The organism is Lysobacter sp. CA199, from assembly GCF_052078715.1.
GTDB lineage: Bacteria > Pseudomonadota > Gammaproteobacteria > Xanthomonadales > Xanthomonadaceae > Lysobacter.
Window position 1 is genome coordinate 211,918 of sequence record NZ_JBQJIL010000013.1, and the last position, 21,462, is coordinate 233,379.

At 66.4% G+C, this 21,462-nt stretch carries 18 protein-coding genes and 1 tRNA gene; 16 read left to right on the forward strand and 3 right to left on the reverse strand.

The genetic code is table 11. The features are described from left to right. Positions 1-78 precede the first annotated feature (78 nt). From ACTOWJ_RS23505 to ACTOWJ_RS23520, 4 genes are all read left to right on the forward strand, one after another. Positions 79-2,286 (forward strand): TonB-dependent receptor, encoded by a 2,208-nt coding sequence (locus ACTOWJ_RS23505; RefSeq protein WP_441337095.1) that lies wholly within the window; start codon positions 79-81, stop codon positions 2,284-2,286. A gap of 210 nt (positions 2,287-2,496) precedes the next feature. Then, positions 2,497-4,131 carry a hypothetical protein gene (locus ACTOWJ_RS23510; protein ID WP_441337042.1) on the forward strand — a complete coding sequence of 545 codons (1,635 nt, stop codon included), beginning with the start codon at positions 2,497-2,499 and terminating at the stop codon, positions 4,129-4,131. Then, positions 4,112-4,696 (forward strand): hypothetical protein, encoded by a 585-nt coding sequence (locus ACTOWJ_RS23515; protein WP_441337043.1) that lies wholly within the window; start codon positions 4,112-4,114, stop codon positions 4,694-4,696. The genes ACTOWJ_RS23510 and ACTOWJ_RS23515 overlap by 20 nt, the downstream gene beginning before the upstream one ends. A gap of 200 nt (positions 4,697-4,896) precedes the next feature. Continuing rightward, positions 4,897-8,238, forward strand: coding sequence for a PAS-domain containing protein (locus ACTOWJ_RS23520; RefSeq protein WP_441337044.1), 3,342 nt, complete (start codon positions 4,897-4,899; stop codon positions 8,236-8,238). Between the two features lie 505 nt (positions 8,239-8,743). On the opposite strand, the gene ACTOWJ_RS23525 is transcribed toward ACTOWJ_RS23520, so the two are convergent. Next, positions 8,744-9,409, reverse strand: coding sequence for a response regulator transcription factor (locus tag ACTOWJ_RS23525; protein ID WP_441337045.1), 666 nt, complete (start codon positions 9,407-9,409; stop codon positions 8,744-8,746). A gap of 101 nt (positions 9,410-9,510) precedes the next feature. Between ACTOWJ_RS23525 and ACTOWJ_RS23530 the strand changes: the two genes are divergently transcribed. The 9 genes from ACTOWJ_RS23530 to ACTOWJ_RS23570 all read left to right on the forward strand — a co-directional run bounded on the left by ACTOWJ_RS23530 (position 9,511) and on the right by ACTOWJ_RS23570 (position 18,019). After that, positions 9,511-11,472 (forward strand): 3-hydroxybutyrate oligomer hydrolase family protein, encoded by a 1,962-nt coding sequence (locus tag ACTOWJ_RS23530; protein WP_441337046.1) that lies wholly within the window; start codon positions 9,511-9,513, stop codon positions 11,470-11,472. A 280-nt stretch (positions 11,473-11,752) separates the two neighbouring features. After that, positions 11,753-12,367 carry a CDP-alcohol phosphatidyltransferase family protein gene (locus ACTOWJ_RS23535; RefSeq protein ID WP_441337047.1) on the forward strand — a complete coding sequence of 205 codons (615 nt, stop codon included), beginning with the start codon at positions 11,753-11,755 and terminating at the stop codon, positions 12,365-12,367. 125 nt (positions 12,368-12,492) lie between these two features. Beyond that, positions 12,493-13,758, forward strand: a complete 1,266-nt coding sequence (gene phaE / locus ACTOWJ_RS23540) for a class III poly(R)-hydroxyalkanoic acid synthase subunit PhaE (RefSeq protein WP_441337048.1) — start codon at positions 12,493-12,495, stop codon at positions 13,756-13,758. 1 nt (position 13,759) lies between these two features. Further along, positions 13,760-14,830 (forward strand): class III poly(R)-hydroxyalkanoic acid synthase subunit PhaC, encoded by a 1,071-nt coding sequence (locus ACTOWJ_RS23545; protein WP_441337049.1) that lies wholly within the window; start codon positions 13,760-13,762, stop codon positions 14,828-14,830. A gap of 213 nt (positions 14,831-15,043) precedes the next feature. Beyond that, complete coding sequence (locus ACTOWJ_RS23550; protein WP_441337050.1) at positions 15,044-15,757, forward strand: SGNH/GDSL hydrolase family protein; 714 nt, start codon at positions 15,044-15,046, stop codon at positions 15,755-15,757. A gap of 16 nt (positions 15,758-15,773) precedes the next feature. Beyond that, a complete protein-coding gene (locus tag ACTOWJ_RS23555; protein ID WP_441337051.1) occupies positions 15,774-16,178 on the forward strand; it encodes a DUF5329 domain-containing protein in 405 nt (134 codons plus the stop codon). Between the two features lie 48 nt (positions 16,179-16,226). Beyond that, on the forward strand, positions 16,227-16,430 hold the full coding sequence (locus tag ACTOWJ_RS23560) for a PspC domain-containing protein (protein ID WP_441337052.1): 204 nt from the start codon (positions 16,227-16,229) through the stop codon (positions 16,428-16,430). Positions 16,431-16,523: 93 nt separating this feature from the next. Next, positions 16,524-16,874, forward strand: coding sequence for a hypothetical protein (locus ACTOWJ_RS23565; RefSeq protein WP_441337096.1), 351 nt, complete (start codon positions 16,524-16,526; stop codon positions 16,872-16,874). A 593-nt stretch (positions 16,875-17,467) separates the two neighbouring features. Next, entirely contained in the window at positions 17,468-18,019 is a 552-nt protein-coding gene (locus ACTOWJ_RS23570) for a hypothetical protein (RefSeq protein ID WP_441337053.1), read from the forward strand. Positions 18,020-18,265: 246 nt separating this feature from the next. On the opposite strand, the gene ACTOWJ_RS23575 is transcribed toward ACTOWJ_RS23570, so the two are convergent. After that, positions 18,266-19,096: an NRDE family protein gene (locus ACTOWJ_RS23575; RefSeq protein ID WP_441337054.1), complete on the reverse strand. Its 831-nt coding sequence runs from the start codon at positions 19,094-19,096 to the stop codon at positions 18,266-18,268. Between the two features lie 244 nt (positions 19,097-19,340). Between ACTOWJ_RS23575 and ACTOWJ_RS23580 the strand changes: the two genes are divergently transcribed. The 3 genes from ACTOWJ_RS23580 (at position 19,341) to ACTOWJ_RS23590 (ending at position 20,081) form a co-directional block, all read left to right on the forward strand. After that, on the forward strand, positions 19,341-19,682 hold the full coding sequence (locus ACTOWJ_RS23580; protein WP_441337055.1) for a hypothetical protein: 342 nt from the start codon (positions 19,341-19,343) through the stop codon (positions 19,680-19,682). 3 nt (positions 19,683-19,685) lie between these two features. Next, positions 19,686-19,871 (forward strand): hypothetical protein, encoded by a 186-nt coding sequence (locus tag ACTOWJ_RS23585; RefSeq protein ID WP_441337056.1) that lies wholly within the window; start codon positions 19,686-19,688, stop codon positions 19,869-19,871. Between the two features lie 123 nt (positions 19,872-19,994). After that, positions 19,995-20,081 (forward strand) — tRNA-Leu (locus ACTOWJ_RS23590). A 327-nt stretch (positions 20,082-20,408) separates the two neighbouring features. Here ACTOWJ_RS23590 and ACTOWJ_RS23595 read toward each other — a convergent pair. Further along, positions 20,409-21,188 (reverse strand): hypothetical protein, encoded by a 780-nt coding sequence (locus tag ACTOWJ_RS23595; RefSeq protein WP_441337057.1) that lies wholly within the window; start codon positions 21,186-21,188, stop codon positions 20,409-20,411. Positions 21,189-21,462: the final 274 nt, after the last annotated feature.

Sequence of the window (21,462 nt, forward strand, 5' to 3'; positions counted from 1 at the left end):
CGGTGGTGGCGATGCGACTGCATGCGCGCTGCGCCAGACGGGATTGGGGAGGAGAACCGAGTGAAGTTGAGCAAGCAGATTCGACGCCAGGGCTTGAGCCTGGCGATCGCCGCGGCCCTGGTCGCGCCGGCCGCGTGGGCGCAAGAGGCCGCGCCGGATGCGCAAGCCAAGACCCTGGGCGGGGTCACCGTGACCGCGCGCAAGCGCGAGGAGACCTTGCAGGAAGTGCCGGTGGCGATCACCGCCTTCACCCCCGATGCGCTGGACCGGCTCAACATCGAGGACCTCAGCGATCTCGACGCGCAGGTGCCCAACCTGACCATCTATGCCGCGCGCGGTTCCAGCAGCACCATCACCGCCTACATTCGCGGCGTGGGCCAGTCCGATCCGCTGTGGGGCGTGGATCCCGGCGTGGGCATCTACATGGACGATGTCTACATCGCCCGTCCGCAAGGCGCCTTGCTCGACGTGTTCGACGTGGAGCGGATCGAAGTCTTGCGCGGCCCGCAGGGCACGCTGTACGGCAAGAACACCATCGGCGGCGCGATCAAGTACATCTCGCGCGGCCTGCCGACCCAGTTCGACGGCTTCGCCCAGGTGTCGGTGGGCAACTACGGCCAGCTCGACGTCAAGGCCGCGGTGGCCGGACCGATCGGCGGCGCGACCCAGGGCGGCGATGCCACCTTGCGCGGTCGCTTGTCGGTCGCCAGCCTCAACCGCGACGGTTACGGCAAGAACATCGTCACCGGACAGGACGTCAGCGACAAAGAGATCCTCGCCTTGCGCGGCAGCCTCGGCGCCTACGTCAGCGATGCGCTCGATATCCAGTTCGCCTTCGACTGGATGGACGACCAGTCCGGCGTGCGCGGCGCCAGGATGCTCGCTGCGAACCGGTTCGCGCCGGGCACCGCGCCGTTGAACGACCGCTACGACATCCGCAGCGGCATGCCCAACGTCAACGACACCACCATCAAGGGCGCGTCGGCGACGGTCAACTGGCGCGCCAACGAGGACTGGAGCTTCAAGTACGTGCTGGCCAAGCGCGAGTCCGATACCGAAACCAACATCGATTTCGACACCCTGCAGAACAAGATCGCCGACGTGAAGGCGTTCTACAGCGATCAGCAGGTCAGCCACGAGCTGCAGGTCAATTACGACGGCGGCGGCCGCGCGCGCGGGGTGATGGGCGTGTACGCCTTCGACGGCGAAGCCGGCGGCCAGGTGCTCAACAACTTCTTCAACGCCAGCTTCGGCGACACCCAGGGTACGGTCTACACCGATTCGATCGCCTTCTACGGCGACTGGACCTTCGATCTGACCGACAAGCTCAAGCTCGACGCGGGCGTGCGCTACACCGACGAGGACAAGCGCGCCAAAGTGCTCAACCGGGGTTATCGCGATGCCAGTTTCACCGTGCCCAACGGCGCGGTGGCGGCCAACTTCGATCGCAAGATCAATTTCAAGAACACCTCGCCGAAGATCTCGCTCGATTACCAGCTCACGCCCGATGTTCTGCTGTACGGCCTGGCCACGCGCGGCTTCAAGTCCGGCGGCTACAACATCCGCGCCCAGGCCGCGGCGGTGCCGCGCTCGGCCGAGCCGTTCGATGACGAGGTCGTCGACAGCTTCGAGGTCGGCAGCAAGATGGCGTTCTTCGATCAGCGCCTGTTCTTGAACCTGTCGTACTTCTACAACGACTACAAGGACATCCAGCTGTCGGTGTTCACCGCCTACGACAGCAACGGCGACGGCAGCAACGATGCGTTCTTCGGCGATTTCACCAATGCCGGTTCCGGCACCGTGCAGGGCCTGGAGGTCGAGTACCAGTGGCTGCCGAGCGAGCACTGGCTGATCTCCGGGAACCTGGCCTGGCTGGATGCCAAGTACGACGAATTCATGTACGCCGGGATCAACATCGCCGACGAACAGGAGTTCACCAACGCTCCGGAGTTCTCCGGTGCGTTGAACGTGGAATACCGCACCGACCTGTCGGGCGGCGGCAATCTGTCGGCGCGGGTGGGTTACAGCTACCAGAGCGATGTGGTGGCTACCACCGAGATCGTCCGTACCGGCGCCTTGCCGATCACCCAGGACGGTTACGGCCTGGTCAACGCGGGCGTGACCTGGAAAAGCGGCGGGCCGTGGACGGTGTCGCTGCAGGGCAGCAATCTGGCCGACAAGGAATACCGCACCACCGGTTACAGTCTGAATTCGGCGCTGGGCGTCTACACCGGCTTCTATGGGCCGCCGCGTCAGTACACCTTGTCGGTCAAGTACGACTTTTGATTTGGGCGGGGAGGGGTCCGGATCGAGCCTTGCCACCGGCGCACGCTGTTTGGGTTTTTTTTTGGCGTTTTCACCGGTAACTGAATAGGCCGGGGTCCGCCGGATCCTGGTTTTTTCGCGTGTTTGCGCTGCGTTAGTTGGCTTTCGATTGACTTTGCCAAAACAGCTTAATACCGTCCGAGCTTCCCCCGAGGCGAAGGACTCGCTGCCATGGCCATAGACCGCGCGAAACTCAACGAAATTCTGCCCCGCCTCACCAATGGAGCGCCGGCTTCGGGCGAAGCGCCGCTTGCCGATCTGCTGCGCTCGCCGCACTTCAATCGCGAGGAGCGCAACGAAGTGGTGCGCGTCCTGGCCAACGACCCGCGGGCTACGTTGCTGTTCTACGCTAACGATTACCCCCGCACCATCAACGATAATCCCAAGGAAATCGCCTCGCTGCGCGAAGATCAACGGGTGATCGGCGAAGCCTTGCAACAGGCGTTCAAGGACAAGGTGATCGGCACCGACGACTTGGTGCGCATCGCCACTGTCAAGTCGGGCTTCCACAGCGAGCAGAGGTTCATGACCGTGTTGCGCAACGGCGGCGGCGGAACCGACGGTACGGTCGCGGCTTTGTCGGATGTGATGTGGAAGCGCGCGGAAATCCTCAGCGCCATGCCTGGCGCAAAACCCGAGCAGATCCAGCGCGATCGCGCCGTGGCCGCGATCGGCTATTTGTCCGATCCGGACCTGCAGGCGGCCCGACTCGGAAAGCCCGAACCCAATACCGCCGTCAATCCGACCCAGTCCGAGAATCGCCGGCTGTTGTTCGAAACCCTGAGCAGCCACGGCGAAATGCTCGCCAAGGCGAAAGACGGCGTGTTCGTGAGCGAGAGTCAATTTCGCGAAATGGGGCGCGAGGCGGCGATCGCGAACGGGCAGTTGTACGTCTCCCACAGCAAACAGCTGACCGACCGTTACACCGGCGAACTCCTGCAGACCGATACGCTGGCCAAGTTCTACAAGCAATCGATGTTCAACCCCGATACCCACGAGTCGAAGCTGCCCGGCGGCAAGCCGCTCGCCGATACGGTCGCGAGCGCGGTCCAGGGCGTGTCCAATGGGTATCTGGACGCGGCCAAGGCGGCGCCCAAGGGCAGCGATACCCAGAAAGCCGAAATGGGCAAGTTGGGATTCATGACCGCCGGCGTCGAAGGCGGAATCACCCTGGCGCTGAAGGAGTACACCGACAAGATCACCGCGCATGAGAAGGACCGCGATGCGTTCGCCAAGACCTTGGGCACGGTCATCGGCGCGGTGCCGGTGCCGGGTGGCAAGGCGGTCGGAGGCGCGGTCAAGGCCGGCACCGATCCGGGCTTGAAGGCCTTGTACGAATTCATGGTCGATCCGCCTCCGCAACCCGACCTGCGTCTGGGCGATGCGGTCAAGGACACGTTCGAGCGGCGCGCGGTCGGGGTCAGCCAGGATGCGGTCGAGTCGTTCCGCAACGCGCGTTCGGATGAACTGCACGATCTGTACCGTCACTTCAACATCAATCCCGGCGGCTATCGCCCTGTCGATGGCCCGCGCGCGGACGCTTCGCCGCTGGGCGATCATTCTACCGCATTGGCCAGCGCGGGTCCGGACCAGTTGTTCGATCGCCTGGTCGCGGCGCAAAAGTCCGGCGACCCGGTGACGATGGACCGCGCGCTGAACCAGGCCGCCAGTGCCGAAATCAACCGCGACGTGCGCGAACAGGCGGTGGCTTCAGTCGATGCCAAGCAACAGGCCGCGGTGGACGCGCAGCAGCGCGGCGACCAGAGCCAGACCGAGGAGCGCAGCCGTGGTCCCCGCATCGGATGAAGCGCCGATGCAAAGCCAGGAGCTGAAGGAAGTCATCGTCCAGGCCGCCGGCCTGCTCGAGTATTTCAAGCGCGAAGCCGAGGCCTCCGGACAGACCAGCCGCGAGGCCGCCGAACGCCTGGCGCAGGCGGCCGAACTGGGTCCGCGTCTGTTGCGGCAGGCGGCGGACGAGGCATTCGCGCAGGTCTCCGGCAATGCCACCCGGGCCGTGCGCGACGGCGTGCAGGCGCCGTTGGAAACGTTCGAGCGACGCATGCTCGACAACGACAAGCGCATCGCCGCGGCCACCAACGAGTTCTCCAAGGCAGCCGGGCGGCTGGACGCGCTGCAACGTCGTCTGCTGTTGGCTGCGGGTTTCAGTGCCTTGGCGATCGCGCTCGCGATCGCCGCGACCACGGTGGTGCTGTGGCAGATGAAGCAGGAAATCCGCCGCAATCAGATCAGCGTCGAGCTGCTGCGTGCTTACAACAAGGCCGATGTGACCTTGTGCGAGGGCCGTCTGTGCGCGCGCATCGATCCCAAGGCCAAGCCCTATGGCGATTACCTGCCGGTGGCGCCGCGTTGACAACAGGCGGCCCCCTGTAGGAGCGGCGCAAGCCGCGACCGCGACATCACACCAACGACGCCAGCCGGATGTCGCGGTCGCGGCTTGCGCCGCTCCTACAGGGGGCATCCGATCATTGCGTCCAAGGCGGCCATCGCAAGCGGCGGGCGCTGGGCTATGCTCGCGCCGATGCCCGGTCCCGCGCGCCATCGCCGTCGTCCATGTTGAGCCTGAGCGTCGTCGCCCTGGCCAGCCTGGCCTGGCTCGCGCTGATGTTCGGCACCGCGCTGTTCGCCGAACGCCGCCCCAATGTGCTGGCCAAACATTGGCGGCATATCTACGCGCTGTCGCTGGCGGTGCATTGCACCTCGTGGACGTTCTACGGCACGGTCACCCAGGCCGCGCGTTACGGTTGGCCGCTGCCGCCGACGTTTCTGGGCTCGATTCTGTTTTACGCACTGGCGATGAGCTTCATGGTCCGGCTGGTCAAGCTCGCGCGCGAAACCAATGCGACCTCGCTGGCCGACTTGATCGCGACCCGCCTGGGCAAGGACGCGTGGTTGGCGGCGACGGTAACCCTGATCGCCGCGCTCGGTCTGATTCCCTACATCGCCCTGCAGCTCAAAGCGGTGGCGATGAGTTTCGCGGTGCTGACCACGCGCGCCAGCGACGGCGCGTTGTTGCCGGCCTGGCGCGACAGCGCGCTGTACGTGGCGCTGGCGATGGCCGTGTTCGCCATGCTGTTCGGTACGCGTCGCGCCAGCGCGGCCGAACACAATCGCGGGCTGGTGCTGGCGATGGCGTTCGAATCGGTGTTCAAGCTGGCGGCGATGTTGGCGCTGGGCGTCTTCGTCTGGTTCGGCCTGGGCGAGTTGCCCGAACCCGCGATCGCGCCACCGCCCGCGCCGGCGGCGGGCGGTTTCGCACCGCTGGTGCTGCTGGGCGCGCTGGCGATGTTCATCCTGCCGCATCAGTTCCATGTCGCGGTGGTCGAATGCCGCGACGAACGCGATGTGCGCACGGCGCGTTGGCAGTTTCCGTTGTACCTGCTGCTGATCGCCTTGCCGGTGCTGCCGCTGGCCAAGGTCGGCCAGTCCCTGCTCGGCGCGCAGGTGCCGTCGGATCTGTACGTGCTGGCCTTGCCGTTGGCGCAGGGCAACCAGGGCTTGGCCTTGTTCGCGTTCCTGGGCGGGCTCAGCGCGGCCACCGGCATGGTCGTGGTGAGCACGCTGACCTTGAGCCTGATGATCGGCAATCACTGGTTCGCGCCGAACCTGTTGCGCGGCGCGTGGTCGCGCAATCGCGATCTGCGCGGCCGGGTGTTGGCGCTGCGCCGCGCCGGCATCGTCGCGATCATGTTGTTGGCCTGGGGCTACAGCCGTCTGATCGCCGGCAGCGAAGCGCTGGCCGATGTCGGCGCGGTGTCGTTCTCGGCCTTGGCCACCCTGACGCCGGCCTTGGCGTTCGCGGTGTGGCGCCCGCAAACGCCGCCGCGCGCGGCGATCGCGGGCATTGCCGCGGGCTTCGCCGCCTGGGCCTGGGTGCTGCTGGTGCCGATGCTGTTCGAAGCGCGCGGCGCGGCGCCGACGTGGTTGCACGACGGTCCCTTCGGCCTGCATTGGCTCGCGCCGGAACGTTTGTTCGGTTTGACCGGGTGGAGCCGACTCGGCCGCGCGGTCGGCGCCAGCCTGTTCCTCGGCGCGCTGACCACGGTGTTGGTGGCGATGCGCCGGCGCGAGTCGCCGCGCAGCGCGCAACGCGGCCTGGATGCGCAGACCTTGCGCGACGCCGGCCTGCGCTTTCTGCCGCGCGAACGGGTGGCGCAATTGCTCGATGGCGTGGCGCTCGGCGCGCCGGTCGCGGCGGCGGTGGAAGCCGGGGTCGAGCGCGAACTGGCCGCGGTACTGGGCTCGTCCTCGGCGCGAGTGTTGCTGGACGCGGCGCGGCGCGAGGCCGGCCGCGATCTGGACACGGTCGCGGCGATCGTCGGCGAGGCTTCGGCCGATCTGCGCTTCAACCAGCGCGTGCTCGAAGCGGCGTTGCAGAACATGAGCCAGGGCATCAGCGTGGTGGATGCGCAGCTTCGGTTGGTCGCGTGGAACCGGCGTTACGCCGAACTGTTCGGTTATCCGCCCGAACTGCTGCAGGTAGGCCGTCCGATCGCCGAACTGGCGCGTTGGGCGATGCAACGCCTGCCGATGCAGGACGATGTGGAAGCGGCCTTGGAGCGGCGCCTGGCATTCATGCGCGCAGGCACCGCGCATTTGTCCGAGCGCGTGCTCGCCGACGGCAGCATCGTCGAGATTCGCGGCAACCCGATGCCCGGCGGCGGTTTCGTCGCCACCTTCACCGATGTCACCGCGTTCCGCCGTGCCGAGGCCGGCCTGATTCAGGCCAACGAAACGCTGGAGCAGCGGGTAGCCGAACGCACCGTCGATCTGGAAGTGGCGACCCGCGAAGCCGAGCGCGCCAACGAAGCCAAGAGCCGCTTTCTCGCCGCGGTCGGCCACGATCTGATGCAGCCCTTGCACGCGGCGCAACTGTTCACCGATGCCTTGAGCCTGCAATTGGCCGAGCCCGCCCAGCGCGCCACCGCCGCGCAGATCGGCGGCGCGCTGGACGCCACCGGCGATCTGCTGACCGGCCTGCTGGATATGTCGCGTCTGCAGGCCGGCGGCCTGGTGCCGCAACCGCGCGAGTTTCCGCTCAGCGAAGTGCTGGACCCGTTGGCCGCGCAGTTCGCCGCGATCGCCGCCGCGCGCGGCCTGAGTTTCCGTTACGTCGCCACGCGCGCGTGGACCCGCAGCGATCCGCAACTGCTGCGGCGCGTGCTGCAGAACTTTCTCGCCAACGCGGTGCGCTACACCGCGCAGGGTTGGGTGCTGTTGGGCGTGCGCCGCGGCGGCGCGACCTTGTCGGTGCAAGTGCACGATTCCGGCCCGGGCATCGAACCCGCGCAGCGTCGCGCGATCTTCGAAGAATTCCGCCGCGGTCCGGACGCACCGGGGCAGGGCCTGGGACTGGGTTTGTCGATCGCCGATCGGATCGCGCAATTGTTGGACGCGCCCTTGACCCTGCACAGCCGGGTCGGACATGGCACCGCGTTCGGCGTTCGCTTGCCCGCGTTGCGCGCGCCGCAGGCCGTGGTCTCGCCGATGACTGCGGCGCCCGCGCAACGCGGCCTGGACGGTTTGCGGGTGCTGACCGTCGATAACGACGCACAGGCTCTGGCGGCCTTGGGCGAGGTGCTGCGGCGCTGGGGCTGCGTGGTCGAGGCGGTCGCCGACGGAGAAGCCGCGCGCGCGGTCCTGCGCGCCCGGCCGGCTGCGCTGTGGCTGTTCGATTTCCATCTCGACCGCGACGACACCGGCCTGGCCCTGGCTCAGCGCCTGAGCGGGGAGTTCGGCGCGCGGCCTTGCCTGCTGCTCAGCGCCGACAACGGCGCGCAGGTGCGTCAGGCGGTGCACGAGGCCGGACTGTCGTTGTTGGCCAAACCGGTCAAGCCCTTGGCCCTGAAATCGGTGCTGGATCGCTTGCTCGCCGCGGGCGTGGCGGCCCGCTGACTCGGGCGGCGGCTCGGGCGGCGGCCCGCGGCGCGGCGCCGTCGAGCAAGCGAGGAGGTTGAATCGGCCGGCGCTCGCGATGCCGGCGTCAGGGCAGGCTGGTGGCGGTGAAAGCCGGACCGGCGCCACGCCCGAGGTGGCGTGTCGGGGTGGAGAAAATGTCAAGAAAATTTCGTGGTCAAAATTTAGCCAAACCTATTGCAATGCTTATGTCACAAAGCGTTGCGGCCGGTTGCGAGCTCACTGTCCGCAGGTTTGTCCACAGGCTGTGTGGACAACATGGCGCCCGCGCGGTGCCGCCGAAGATGACTCGGATAGGCATCGCAGTGAGGGAAGGTGAGCGGAGCGGTGCGGCATGTGCCAGCGTCGTCGCGTATCGCGTGGATGTGACGAGAATTTCACGGCGTTCGGATTCGAAGCAGCCGGATCTGAAGCAGCTGAACATCGTCGTCCTGGCTGGCGAGCTCGACCGTTCCGAAGTGGCGACGAGCGCTTCAGTGCGAACTCAGTCCTCGATCCGGCGCGCCGGATCGGCCAATTCCAACTCGCGCAGCACCACGCCGGCCTGAGTGCGATTACGCACGCCGAGTCGATCGAAGATCGCCGACAGATGCGCCTTGACCGTCCGCTCCTGCACGTCAAGACGGTCGGCGATCTGCTTGTTGAGCAAGCCTTGCGCGACCAGGCTCAGCACCCGGAACTGTTGCGGCGACAGACTGGCCAGGCGCGAGGCCAGATCGGCATCGCCGCGATCGCTGTGCGTGCGCGCCACCGCCGCGCGCAGCGAAGCCGGAAGCCATTGCTCGCAGGCCAGCACCGCGCGGATCGCGTCGCGCAACTCGTCCAGGCCCGAACTCTTGGGCAGATAGCCCGCGGCGCCGTGATCCAGCGCGCGCCGCACCACCCGCGGATCGTCGTTGGCCGACACCACCGCGACCGCGGTGCCCGGGTACTGGGCGCGGATCGCCGCCAGTCCGGCCAGGCCGTGATTGCCGGGCATGTGCAGGTCGAGCAGGACCAGGTCGATGCCGGGTTCGGCCTCCAGCGCCGCCAGCGCGTCGTCGAGCGTGCCGGCTTCGCGCACCACGGTCTCGGGCACGGCGTCGGCCGCGGCCTGACGCAGCGCGGCGCGGAACAGCGGATGGTCGTCGGCGATCAACAAGGTGGGCATCGGCCAAGCCTAGCAGGCGCGGGCGGCCGCTCCCCGCCGCGACAGCCGCGGCTGTACGAAAGTACGATGAGCGCCGGCCGCCGACTTGTTAGCCTGCTGCAATGAGCGCCCAACCCTTACGCATCGCCGCGGCTTGCGCCGCCGTCCTCCTGTTGGCTTGCGCGGCCTCGCCGCAAGCGTCCGCTCGCGGCGCCAAGCCAGCTGCAGCGAACTCCGCCAAGGATCCCGATTCCATGTTCAGCCAACTTCGCCAGACCGAACACCGCGGCGAAGGCGACGATCTGCTGACCGCCGGCCTGGGCCTGGAAGGACTGCGCGTACCGACGCCGCCAGCGTTCGCCGATGCCGCCCATCCCACCCCGGCCGAATTGCGCCGACGCGCGTTGTGGAGCAACTGGCGCGGCATCGCCGATCTCGCTCCCGGCGGCGGCTACGGAGAGATCTACGGCAGCCTGGCTAAAGTGCCGGGCCGCGAGTTCAGCGCGTTCGCGACCGTGCCCGGCGCCAAGCAGCCGCATCGCGTGCTGGTGCAGGTGCCCGATGGGTTCGATCCGAAACAGCGTTGCGTGGTGGTGACCGCATCGTCGGGTTCGCGCGGCGTCTACGGTTCGATCGCGGTCGCCGGCGCCTGGGGGCTGCCCAAGGGCTGTGCGGTGGCCTATACCGACAAAGGCGCGGGCACCGATTATTTCGATCTCGACGCGGGCCTGGGCGTGCGCGCCGACGGTACTGTGGGCAAGCCGGAGGATGGCGATCTGGCGTTCCTGCCCGACGCGGCGGCGCGCAAGGCTGGCGGCATCGCGTTCAAGCACGCGCATTCGCAGGACAATCCGGAGGCCGATTGGGGGCGCCATGTACACCAGGCCGCGCAGTTCGCGTTGAACACGCTCGACAGAGCATTTCCCGAGCAGGCGCCTTTCACCTGGGCCAATACCCGGGTGATCGCGGTCGGCATCTCCAACGGCGGAGGCGCGGTATTGCGCGCGGCCGAACTCGCCGATGAACCGTGGCTCGACGCTGTGGTCGCCGGTGAGCCCAACGTTTATGTCGAAGGTGCGCGGCCGCTGTACGACTACACCACCCAAGCGGCGCTGTTGATGCCGTGCGCGTTGCTACACAAGCCGCTGGGAGCGATGCCGGTGGCGCCGCCGAGCGGAGACAGCGCGCAGTCGTTCTGCGACAGCGTCACCGACGCCGGCATGCTCGGTGATGCGGCTCGCAAGGGCGACACCGCGGCGCGCGCACAGGCTGCTTACGAGCGCATGCGCGCCGACGGTTGGAGCGATGCGGTGTTGCGCGCCGGTGCTCTGTCGGTCAACTTCGATCTGTGGCGCGCGGTCGCGGCGACTTACGTTTCCGCTTACGGCCGCTACCTCCCGGGCGTGCGCGACGGTGCCGTCGGCGGCCCCGACGAGCCGTGGATACGTTTCGCTTATTCGGCCGCCACGCAGGCCAGCGTCGCTGCGCCCGCCGTACCGCGCGCGGCCAGCGAAGCCGAACGCGCGGCATGGTGGTCCGACGCCAGCGGAATTCCGCCGGGCGCCGGCGTTCAGTTGTTCGGTCCGCTCAAGCCCGCCGACTCGTCGTTGGATGTATTGGCGAGATTGCGCGAACTTTGGACCGGTCAGTTCACCTATCCGGTCCCTTCGATGGATAAGGCATACGCGCTCAAGCTCGCGCAGCAACGCGTGCGCCAGGGCATCGAGCAGACCCGCGCGTCGGTGCCGGACAAGCGCGTGCCGATCGTGGTCGTGCACGGACTCGACGACGGCCTGATCCCGCCGGCGTTCAGCAGCGCGCCCTATGTCGCGATGGCGCGCAAGGCCGGCGCGCAGGTCAGTTACTGGCAAGTGCGCAACGTGCAGCACTTCGATGCGTTCCTCGGCTTGCCGGCGTTGAGCACGCGTTATCTGCCGCTGTTGCCGTATGTGTACGCGGCGCTGGACCAGGTCAACGCGCATCTGGATCGCGGCAAGCCGCTGCCGGGCGATACCTTGATCGAAACCGCGCCGCGCGCGCAGGGGCAGGGCTTGAAGGCGGAGAATCTCGCGATTCCGAAGTGAATCGGCAGAGGCGGGCTTTTCGATTTTTCGTCGAGATCGGATAGCCCAGTCGGGGCTGAAGCCCCTCCCACAAAAGATCTCGAAGCCTCGAAGTCTTTTGTGGGAGGGGCTTCAGCCCCGACGCTTCTGAACGACTGCGCTGGATATCCGCGGCTTTGCGACCTCGGCCCCTTGCGGCCACAGCACCTGCTTTGGCAGGCTGAAGGTCCTGAAGCGGCCCGCTGGCCGCTCGCCACGGACATGAGCGGCTTGCAAGCCGCTCACCACGGAGCAGCGCCGCATGCCGCGTCATTTCTCGATGCTCCGCGAATTCCACCTCGCGGACTGGTTCACCCTCGCAAACGCCTTCTGCGGCACCGGCGCGATCTTCGCCGCGATGCGTTTTCTGCAGGAAGGCGGCGTGCGCGATCTGATGATCGGCATGGCGCTGATCCCGCTGGCCTTCATCTTCGATGCACTCGACGGGCGCGTGGCGCGTTGGCGCAAGTCGTCCTCCACCCTGGGCCGCGAGCTCGATTCGCTGGCCGACGTGATCTCTTTCGGCGTCGCCCCGGCTGCATTGGCTTACGCCTGCGGCCTGCAGGGCGGTTGGGATTGGGTGGTGCTGAGCTACTTCGTCGGCTGCGGCGTCAGCCGTCTGGCGCGCTACAACGTCACCGCCGAGGCGCTGGCCGGCGATGAGGGCAAGGTCAAATACTTCGAAGGCACGCCGATCCCGACCAGCCTGTTGCTGGTGATCGTGCTGTCGATCGCGGCCTGGCAGGGCGCGATCGGTCCGGATCTGTGGCTCGGCGGCGTGCGCATCGGGCCGTGGCTGTTCCATCCGCTGGTGCTGATGTTCGCCCTGTCGGGCTCGCTGATGATCAGCAAGACCTTGCGGATTCCCAAGCCCTGAACCCGCAAGCCCGCGCGATGTGACCGCCGCATCTTGCGCAGGCACGCCGCGGCGGGCTCGCGAGGCGATCAACATCGCCGCGCAACGCGCCGTTGCTATGATCGGGGCAAACCCTGGAGGCGGCGATGGCGAATTTCGGTTTCGGCTCGAACAACCCCGGCGATTTCGGCGCCGGTTTCAATGCGCAGGACTTCGACCGGCTCGCGCGACAGTACTGGGGCGCATGGGGCGAAATGATGCGCAACGGCGGCGGCGTGCAGCAACCCGCGCAGTCGTCGGTTCCGGGTTGGAATGAAGCGCTGAACTGGTGGTCGCAACTGGCCAAGGGCGGCAGCCCGCAGGTCGAGGACACGCTGGACCGTTTCAACAGCCAGGCCCGCGGCTGGTTCGGCGAAATCCAGAAACTTGCCGCGCAGTTCGCCGGCAGCGGCGCTTCGGCCGGCGATATCGCCGGCGCCTGGAAACAAGCCCTCGGCGGCGGCGCGGCCAATCCCTTCGCCGACGTGTTGGGCGCGATGCGCGGTCCCGGCCAACAGGATTTCAGCCGCTGGGCCGAACAGATCGGCCCATTCCTGGAGCGATTGCAGAACGGCGGGCAATCGCTGCTGGGATTGCCTACGTTCGGTTTCGCGCGCGAGCACCAAGAGCGCGTGCAACAGCTGGCCCAGGCGCATATGGATTACCAGAAACAAAGTCAGGCCTATAACGCGTTGATGGCCGAAGCCGGCCAGGAAGCGTTTTCGCGCTTCGAAGACAAGCTCGCCGAACGCAGCGAGCCCGGACGCCAGATCGGCAGCGCGCGCGCCTTGTTCGATCTGTGGATCGACGCGGCCGAGGAAGCCTATGCGCAAATCGCGCTGTCGCCGCGTTTCCGCGACGCCTACGCGGCGCTGGTGAATTCGCAGATGCGTTTGCGCGCCGGCGTGCAGAAGGAGATCGAACAGGCCAGCGGCCAGTTCGGCATTCCGACCCGCACCGAGATCGATGCTGCGCATCGCAAGATCGTCCAACTCGAGCGCGAACTGCGCCGGCTGCGCGATGAGTTGCACAATCCGCATCCGACCACGCGCAGCGCGCAGCCTCAGGTCACGCCCGAATCCACGCCCGAATCCACGCCTGAGTCGGCGCCCGAACCGCGCGCGAAACCGGCGGCGAAGAAAGTGACGAAGAAGGTGACGAAGAAGGCCGCGGACAAGACCGCCAAGCCGCGCCCGGCCCAGGCCGCCGCTGCCGCGCCGAGCCGGTCCAAACCGGTCGCCGTGGTATCGCGCACGAACGCCGCGAAAAAATCCACGACGAAAACCGCGATCGCGCGCCCGCAACCGCCGTCCAAACCCGTCGCCGCCGCGGCCGTAAAGCCGCGCAAGACCGCCAAGCCCGGAGCGCGCTGAGATGACCGCACCGATCAATTTCAGCGCCGAATCGCTGGCGCAAGAAGCGATGGCCGCGCAACAGAAACTGCGCGCGGGCCTTGATTCGTTGCGCGAGGTCGGCGACATCGATTACGGCGCGACCCAACGCGAGGAAGTCTGGCGCGACGGCAAGGTCGTGCTGTACCGCTTCCGCGGCGACAAAGCGCCGACCGCGAAAGTGCCGTTGCTGATCGCCTACGCGTTGGTCAACCGGCCGTACATGGTCGATCTGCAGGCGGACAAATCCATCGTCCGCGGCCTGCTCGAACGCGGCCAGGACGTCTACATCCTCGACTGGGGATATCCGGACCGTTCCGATCGCTATCTGGAACTGGAGGACTATATCCAGCGCTTTCTCGGCGGCGCGGTCGATCACCTGCGCCGCGAATACCGGGTGGATGCGATCAACCTGCTCGGCATCTGCCAGGGCGGGGCGTTCTCGCTGTGCTATTGCGCGCTGAACCCGGCCAAGGTGCGCAACCTCATCACCATGGTCACGCCGGTGGATTTCCACACCAGCGACAACATGCTGTCGAACTGGACCCGCGGCCTGGACATCGACCAGTTCGTCGACACGCTCGGCAACGTGCCGGCCGATGTCATGAACTGGTGCTACCTCACGCTCAAGCCCTGGCGTTTGTTCGTGCAGAAGTACGTGGGCCTGATCGACATCCTCGACGACAAGCGCGCGCTGGAGGATTTCCTGCGCATGGAGAAGTGGATCTTCGATTCGCCCGACCAGGCCGGCGAGGCGTTCCGTCAGTTCATCAAGCAGTTCTACCAGGGCAACGGCTTCGTCAACGGCGGCATCGACATCGGCGGACGCGCGGTGGATCTGGGCTACCTCGACATGCCGGTGCTCAACATCTACGCCGAGCAGGACCACCTGGTGCCGCCGGCCGCATCCAAGGCGTTGGCGGATCTGGTCGGCAGCAAGGACTACAGCGAGTTGTCGTTCAAGGGCGGGCATATCGGCATCTATGTTTCCGGCCGCGCCCAGCGCGAGGTGCCCAGTGCGATTCACGACTGGTTGACCCAGCGCTCGCGCTGAGCGGTTTCTTCCTCGCGCTTGCGTTGTCGCGGTTCCTTGTTGCCGTGCGCGAACCCTCAGGCGCTCACCCCAACCCCTCTCCCGCAAAGCGGGAGTGGGGCTCAAGAGAAATGCGGGTAGGGGCGCAATAACGGTGCGAATCGCCCGATCGCGTCTCGACCCGCCGGTTCCCGCCAAGTAGTCTGGATTTCCCTTGATCGCCGGAGCCGCCGCATGCGCCGAATTCTGACGCTGTTGCTGATCGTTGCATTGACCGCCTGCGCTGCGGCGCCCGGCAGAGATTCCGCGGCGAACGCCACCGCGCCCACGCCGGCAGGCACCGCGCCGCGCGATTCGCGCGAGTGGGAGCCGACCGTCCAGGCCTGGGAGCAAGAGGACGCACGGGTAAGGCGCATGCCTGGCAGCGTGGTCTTCGTCGGCAGTTCCTCGATCCGCCTGTGGTCCACGCTGAGCGAGGATTTCCCGGGCACCGCGACGATCAATCGCGGCTACGGCGCCTCGCGCGTCTACGATTCGGTCTACTACGCCGACCGCATCGTCAACGCCTACCAGCCGCGCGCGGTGGTGTTCTACGCCGGCGAGAACGATCTCAACGAAGGTCGCACGCCGCGCCAGGTGCGCGACGATTTCGTCGCCTTCGTGCGCCGCGTCCAGGCCGGCACGCCGAACGCGCGAATCGCCTTCGTTTCGATCAAGCCCAGCCCCTTGCGCGATCCCATCCTGCCGCAAGTGCGCGAGGCCAATTCGCTGATCCGCGACTACATCCGCGGCGCCCGCGGCGTCGACTATCTCGACGTATTCACGCCGATGGTCGACGACTCCGGCGCGCCGCGTCCGGAGCTGTTCGTCGAGGACCGGTTGCATATGAACCGCGAGGGCTACGCGATCTGGGTGCGCGTGGTCGGCGCGTGGCTGGGCAAGCTTTAATGTCGCGATGAATCCGATGTCTTGCTTCGCCATCCGGCCCCCGTTGCGCTCGCTGGCCGCCGCGGCGTTGCTGCTGGCGTGCGCCGTCGCCGCGGCCGCGCCGTCGGCGCAGGCCGAGCGCGAGACCGAACAATTGATCCAGGCGCTGGGCCAGTCCGGCTGCCAGTTCGAGCGCAACGGCGGCTGGCACGATGCCGTCCAGGCCCAGGGCCATCTGCGCAAGAAACTGGCGTACCTGCGCAAGCGCGGCCTGGCCGATAGCGCCGAGCTGTTCATCGAGCGCGCCGGCAGCCAGAGCAGCCTCAGCGGCAAGCCGTACCGGGTGCGCTGCGGCGACCGTCCGGCGGTGAGTTCGGCCTCCTGGCTGCAGGCCAAACTCGTTCAGCTGCGCGGCGCCCGGGCGACGCCGCCGTCACCGTGACGCGATAGACTGGTCTAGGTCTCTCGACGCCGCCCGGAGAGCGCACGCATGACCAGCGCCACTCGAACGCTCTGCCGTTCGCGCCACGACCGCATGCTCGCCGGGGTCGCTGGCGGCATCGCTTACCGCCTGCGTTGGAATCCGGTGTTGGTGCGCGCGGGCTTGGTGGTGTTGGCCCTGGCGACCTTCGTCCTGCCGGTGGCGCTGGCATATCTGATCTTGTGGCTGCTGTTACCGGAAGAGGGCTGCTGACTGACTGCGTGGCTGCGAATCGCCGGTGCCGCTCTCGGCGCGGTCTGGACCTCGCCGGTGACCGCGCTGGGGCTGCTCGCCGGTGTCCTGGCGATGCCGTTCGGCGCGCGTCCGCGTTGGCGCGGCGACGATCTGGCCCTGGTCTTCCATCACTGGCCGTGGGGGCCGGGCGGGGCGATCACCTTGGGCAACGTGATCCTGCACACCGGCGCCGATCTGGACTCGCTGTGCCGCACCTATGCGCACGACGCCGGCCACTGCGAAGAGCCGCCGATCAAGCTCGCCGATCACGAACGCGCTCACGTCTATCAGTACATGGTGCTGGGACCGTTGTTTCTGCCCTTGTACCTGGCTTGCGGCGGCATCAGCGTGCGCAACCGTTTCGAGCGCGCGGCCGATCGTTACGCGCAGACCGGACGCGGTTGGTGGCCCTGGTCGAAATGAACCCGGCCGGCCGCGTCGGCTGAATACGCCGCCGGCGCGGATTCAGGCGCGCGGCTTCGCAACCGATCACGAAAATTTGATCCTCGGCTAACGCCGCCGGCGCTAGCCTGCTCGCGTCGGAGAAAAACCAACAGGCGCGAGCCCGATGCAATCGCTCCGACAACGGAAGGCCCGGACACCCGAAGAACATCTTCGAGGCCTGGGCCTTCTCATTGTGTGTTCTGAGAACACGCAGCTTGTGCGGATTTCACGTCAATCGAAGTGGGATTGCATATCGGGTGATGACAAAATTCGTATCAAGTAAGTAACCGTTGCGTATTCGTTACTTACGGACCTGCGAACGCACCCGACTATTGCGTCGATGAGCTTCGCACTCGCGCACTATTCGGACTCCTCTGCGGCGATCTGTCGCATTTGCAGCGATATGGATTTGATCAAATAAGCGAACCCGACGACGCAATCGTTTGCGATCGATCGGCGATGCAGGCGCATCGCCGCGCGAGCACGAACGCGATTGCAAGTCGCTCGGGTACATCGCGCGGCGGTGACGCGCGGTGGTTCGCATCGAATTCAATCTTCTTCAAGGAGTTTCAATGAAAGGTATCGCAATCGCATTGGCCGGCCTGATGGGTCTGGCCGCGCTGCAACCCGCGCAGGCGCAGTTTTCCATTCCCCACGGTCCGTTCGCGAACTCGCAGGCGGTGGCGGCGTGGTGGAACGCGAACAATTCCAGCAGCGTCAAGACCCAGGTCTTCTACAACGGAAAGAAGATCTATCAGCGCCTGGAAGGCTTCAATCCGCCGATCATCGTCAAGTACTACCAGTGCAATCAGACCAACGATGTACGCACCCTCTGCGGCCATTCGCTGGACGCCTTCACCACCTCCGATGCGGTGGTCGATCGCATCGACACCATCAACGGTGCTCGCCCGGCGCTCGCCGACAGCGACATCTACCTGGATAACGTGTTGGTGCGGCCGCTGACCGTTCCCGGTCCGGTGCCGCCGGATAAGAAGTACTACCTGATGACCTGCAAGGGCGATGCCAGCATCCTCGAACCGGCCGGCAACACGTACTACCGCGTGCGTGGATGGACGCCGACGTTCAATCCGGCGTACTTGGGCCACTGTTATCCGGTGATGTAACACCCAGCGGGCGCGGACGGCGAGTTTCTCGCTGCGCTTATCGCAGTCGTGCGGCATCGAGTTTCGCGTCGAAAGCGTGAACCGGGCCCGGAGATCGAATCGCGGTCTCCGGGCTTTCTCGTGGCCATGAGCCGTTCGGTCCCGATCCTGCGAGTTCCTTGAAGTCCCTGTCACGCCGATGGCTTGACTGAATGTAGCCGCAGGCTTGTGCGCACCGCTGCGCATCGGCGGCTCAGACGGCGCGCTTCATTCCCGCACGAGGCGCAACCGGGCGGCGGTTTCGCCTGCGGCGATGCCGTTGGGGCCGTAGCGGCGCTCGATGAAGTCGATCGAATCCTCGCCGATCAGCACGATGCTGCTGCAACGCGTTCCGTAACGTTCGCCGAGCACGAACGGCGGCGACAGCATGCGTTCCAGTTCCAGGCCCACGCCGGTATCGGGCAGCGCGTCGTCGGGCGCGAGCGTGGTGTCAGCCATCGCCGCAAGCAGCATCGCCAGGCCCGGATCGTTGCTGCTGGGCGCAGCGTTGGCGTCCGCGCCAGCGTGCGCGGGCGTTTGCAACGAGGCCGGCGAATCCAGCCACGCCGACAAGGCGCGCGTGGCCAGGCCGCTCTTGGGCCAGGGCGCATCGAAGGCGCCGTTGGACATGGCATGCACGCCGGGTTCGACCGCTCGCGCCTGAAACTGCGGATGATTGCTGCCGAACATCAGTTCGCGGCCGTCCCACAGCATCAGATTGAAACGTCCGAACTGCATCGCATCGGCGCGCAGGCTTTGCAGATAGTCGGCCGCGGACATCGCGCCATGGATGAAATCTCGCACCAGCGCACCGCGCGAGCGCGGCGCGGTTTCCAGATTGCGGCCGTCGCGTACGTTGGTCACCGCGGCCAAGCGGCCGCGGTCGGACAGCATCAGCCAACTGCCGCCCTGCAACAGATCGCGGCCGCCGAAGGCGTGCGCATCGTCGGGATCGGCGGCGGCCGGCGCGGTCGGCCGTTCATGGGCTTCGTCTCGATTGGCGATCAGCGCCAGCCGATAACGCGGATGGTGTTGCCAGGCGAGGGCGATCAGACACATGCCTGGATTCTAACCAAGCCGGACGGACCTGCGGCGGCTGAACCTGGATCGTCGAGCACCGAATGAGCGGCGCACGCGCTGCGTTGCTCACAAGCCGGCGCCGCGCGCAACCGGCAGGCGGCGCAAATGCCGCAGGACCAATGGCAGGTGTGATGCGCGCGGCGTGGACATAATCTGGCCATCGTCTCAACAGATGAGATCGCTCCGCTGTCTGCTACCTGGCTCAGACGGGGAGACGCAACCGATGAATCGTGGTGCCAGGATGTTGCTGCAGTTGTTCGCGCCGGCCTTGGTCGTGGCCGTGGGCGGCGTGATGGCCGGAACGCTGTTGCTGGAGTCCGGCGCGGCCTTCGCCGATGCGGCGGCCGCGAGCGACGACTACGCGCTGATCGCGCGTTCGCTGCAATTGGGCAGCGCCGGTGTCGGTGCGCTGATGACGATGCACTCGTTCTGGCGTTTGTGGCGATGGGAACGCGGCATGGAACCGCAATGCCCCTGCGGCGGCTTGTTGTCGCGGCCCAGTGCTGGTCGCGATGGTCGCAGCCGCCGTTGCCTGGGTTGCAGGCGGGATCACCCGGAGAACTGAATCATGCTCGCTACTGCCGCCGCTATCCGATGCACTGTCGCCGCATGGCCGGTTGCGGCGGCGGGGCGGCCGTCGCACGGTGCGGCGCCGATACGCAGTATCGACGAACGCCCGGTGTTCGACCGCGACGAAGCGGCCTTGTCGGTGCCGCCACCGCGTCCGGCCGCGCAGGCCGATGAGCCGCATTGAACCCGTCGCAGGGCGGAGCCGCGAGGGCGGGCGGGTGCCGGTGCGAGGCGGGCAAAAATCTTCGCCGATTGCCTCCAGGGGGCAGACTCGTGGCCGATGGTCGGGTACAATGCGCGACCCGCTGCCGGAGTGGCGGAATCGGTAGACGCAGCGGACTCAAAATCCGCCGCCCTTAAAAGCGTGTGGGTTCGAGTCCCACCTCCGGCACCACAACGGGATTCCACAGTAGCCCCGGGGCTTCCGGAGCAAGGCCAAAGCCTGCAGAAATGTGGGCTTTGTCGTTTCTGGCTGTCCGCATCGTCCCGTTGCAACCCGCCCTACGGGGGGGCCGGCGACCGCGAGGCTGTACAACTGAACGCGACCGTGGTGCACCGGTGGCGCGCGGACGGTCGCAACGCAGTTGGGCTGAAGGCGGCCGAAGTCCCGACTTTGCATCGGTAGCCTTCATCGCGCTCGACGTACAGCCCGGCGCATAGGTCCCCATGCGCGACACTCGCCGCGGTAGAAAACCTGCTCGGGCGGTCTGCGCTGCCTGCGTCAGTGGCCGCCAAACTCCGCGACCTTGCGAACGCCTTTGGAAATACTCCACAAGGAGATGCACAAGCCGTCGCAGCTTTCTTCGACGAGCATGTCAGGCAAGTCGTCGCCGTCGAGATCGAAGTACTTCGTGGGCTTGGCTGGAATCATCCCCTGGTATGCATACCTCCCATTTTCATTGACAAAAACGTAGTGCCGTTGCGCGTGGTAGTAGCCGGCGACATCCTGCACCACGTTGCCCGGCACAACGATGGTCGTTCGCCCTTTATCCGAGACAGACACCGCTGTTGCGGAGGCGAGCTTCAACTGCTTCCGGGGCAGACGCAGGCGAGGCTTGTCGGTGTCGATCACGGCCTTCAGTGCCGCCTGCTCATCGGGCATGATCGCCCTCGTGTTCCAGCGAGTGGTCCGCGTGGGCTTCAACGAAAACATCCCGAACTGATGCGTATCCGATTTTGGAATCGGGCCTTTTACCGTGACGCCGACGGCATGAAAGGGATCCGAACTATCGAGCGGGTACCAGTCCGCCTTGCAGGTGTACCGGGTGTTCTGTTGAAACTTGTAGACGGGAAGGCCGCTCTTGCAATGCTCGGTCAGTCGGTGGGAGTTCGCGCGCTTGTCGAAATAGACGGAAACCGGTTCGGCTTGGTCCGCGGGCGAAAGCCATGCAAAGAACAGATCCGGACGCGTGCTTTGGCTCTCCTTTTCCATCCCGGCAATGGATGATGCCGATGCGAGACAAAGTGCCGCGCAAACAGCGTAGTGAACACAGGATTTCATCGCGGCGCTCCCTTGCGGTTGTTACCTGAATCTTCGGTCTCGGGCCAGAACCATACGCGTACCTCAAGGAGGTCCTGCGGCGCTCTTATTTTTACCCGATCCGCTCGTTGCAGGTGAGACCGCCGGTTCGACAGGCCGTCGGTGGACGGATCGTCGCGTCGCGTCCCAGGGCCGCCGCATCCTTGCGGGGATACGTTGGTGTCCTACCAGCCGGGAAGGGCTGCCGTACCTGCTCGGCGCGATGAGTCGCGCACTTTTCCGATGTTTAGACGTC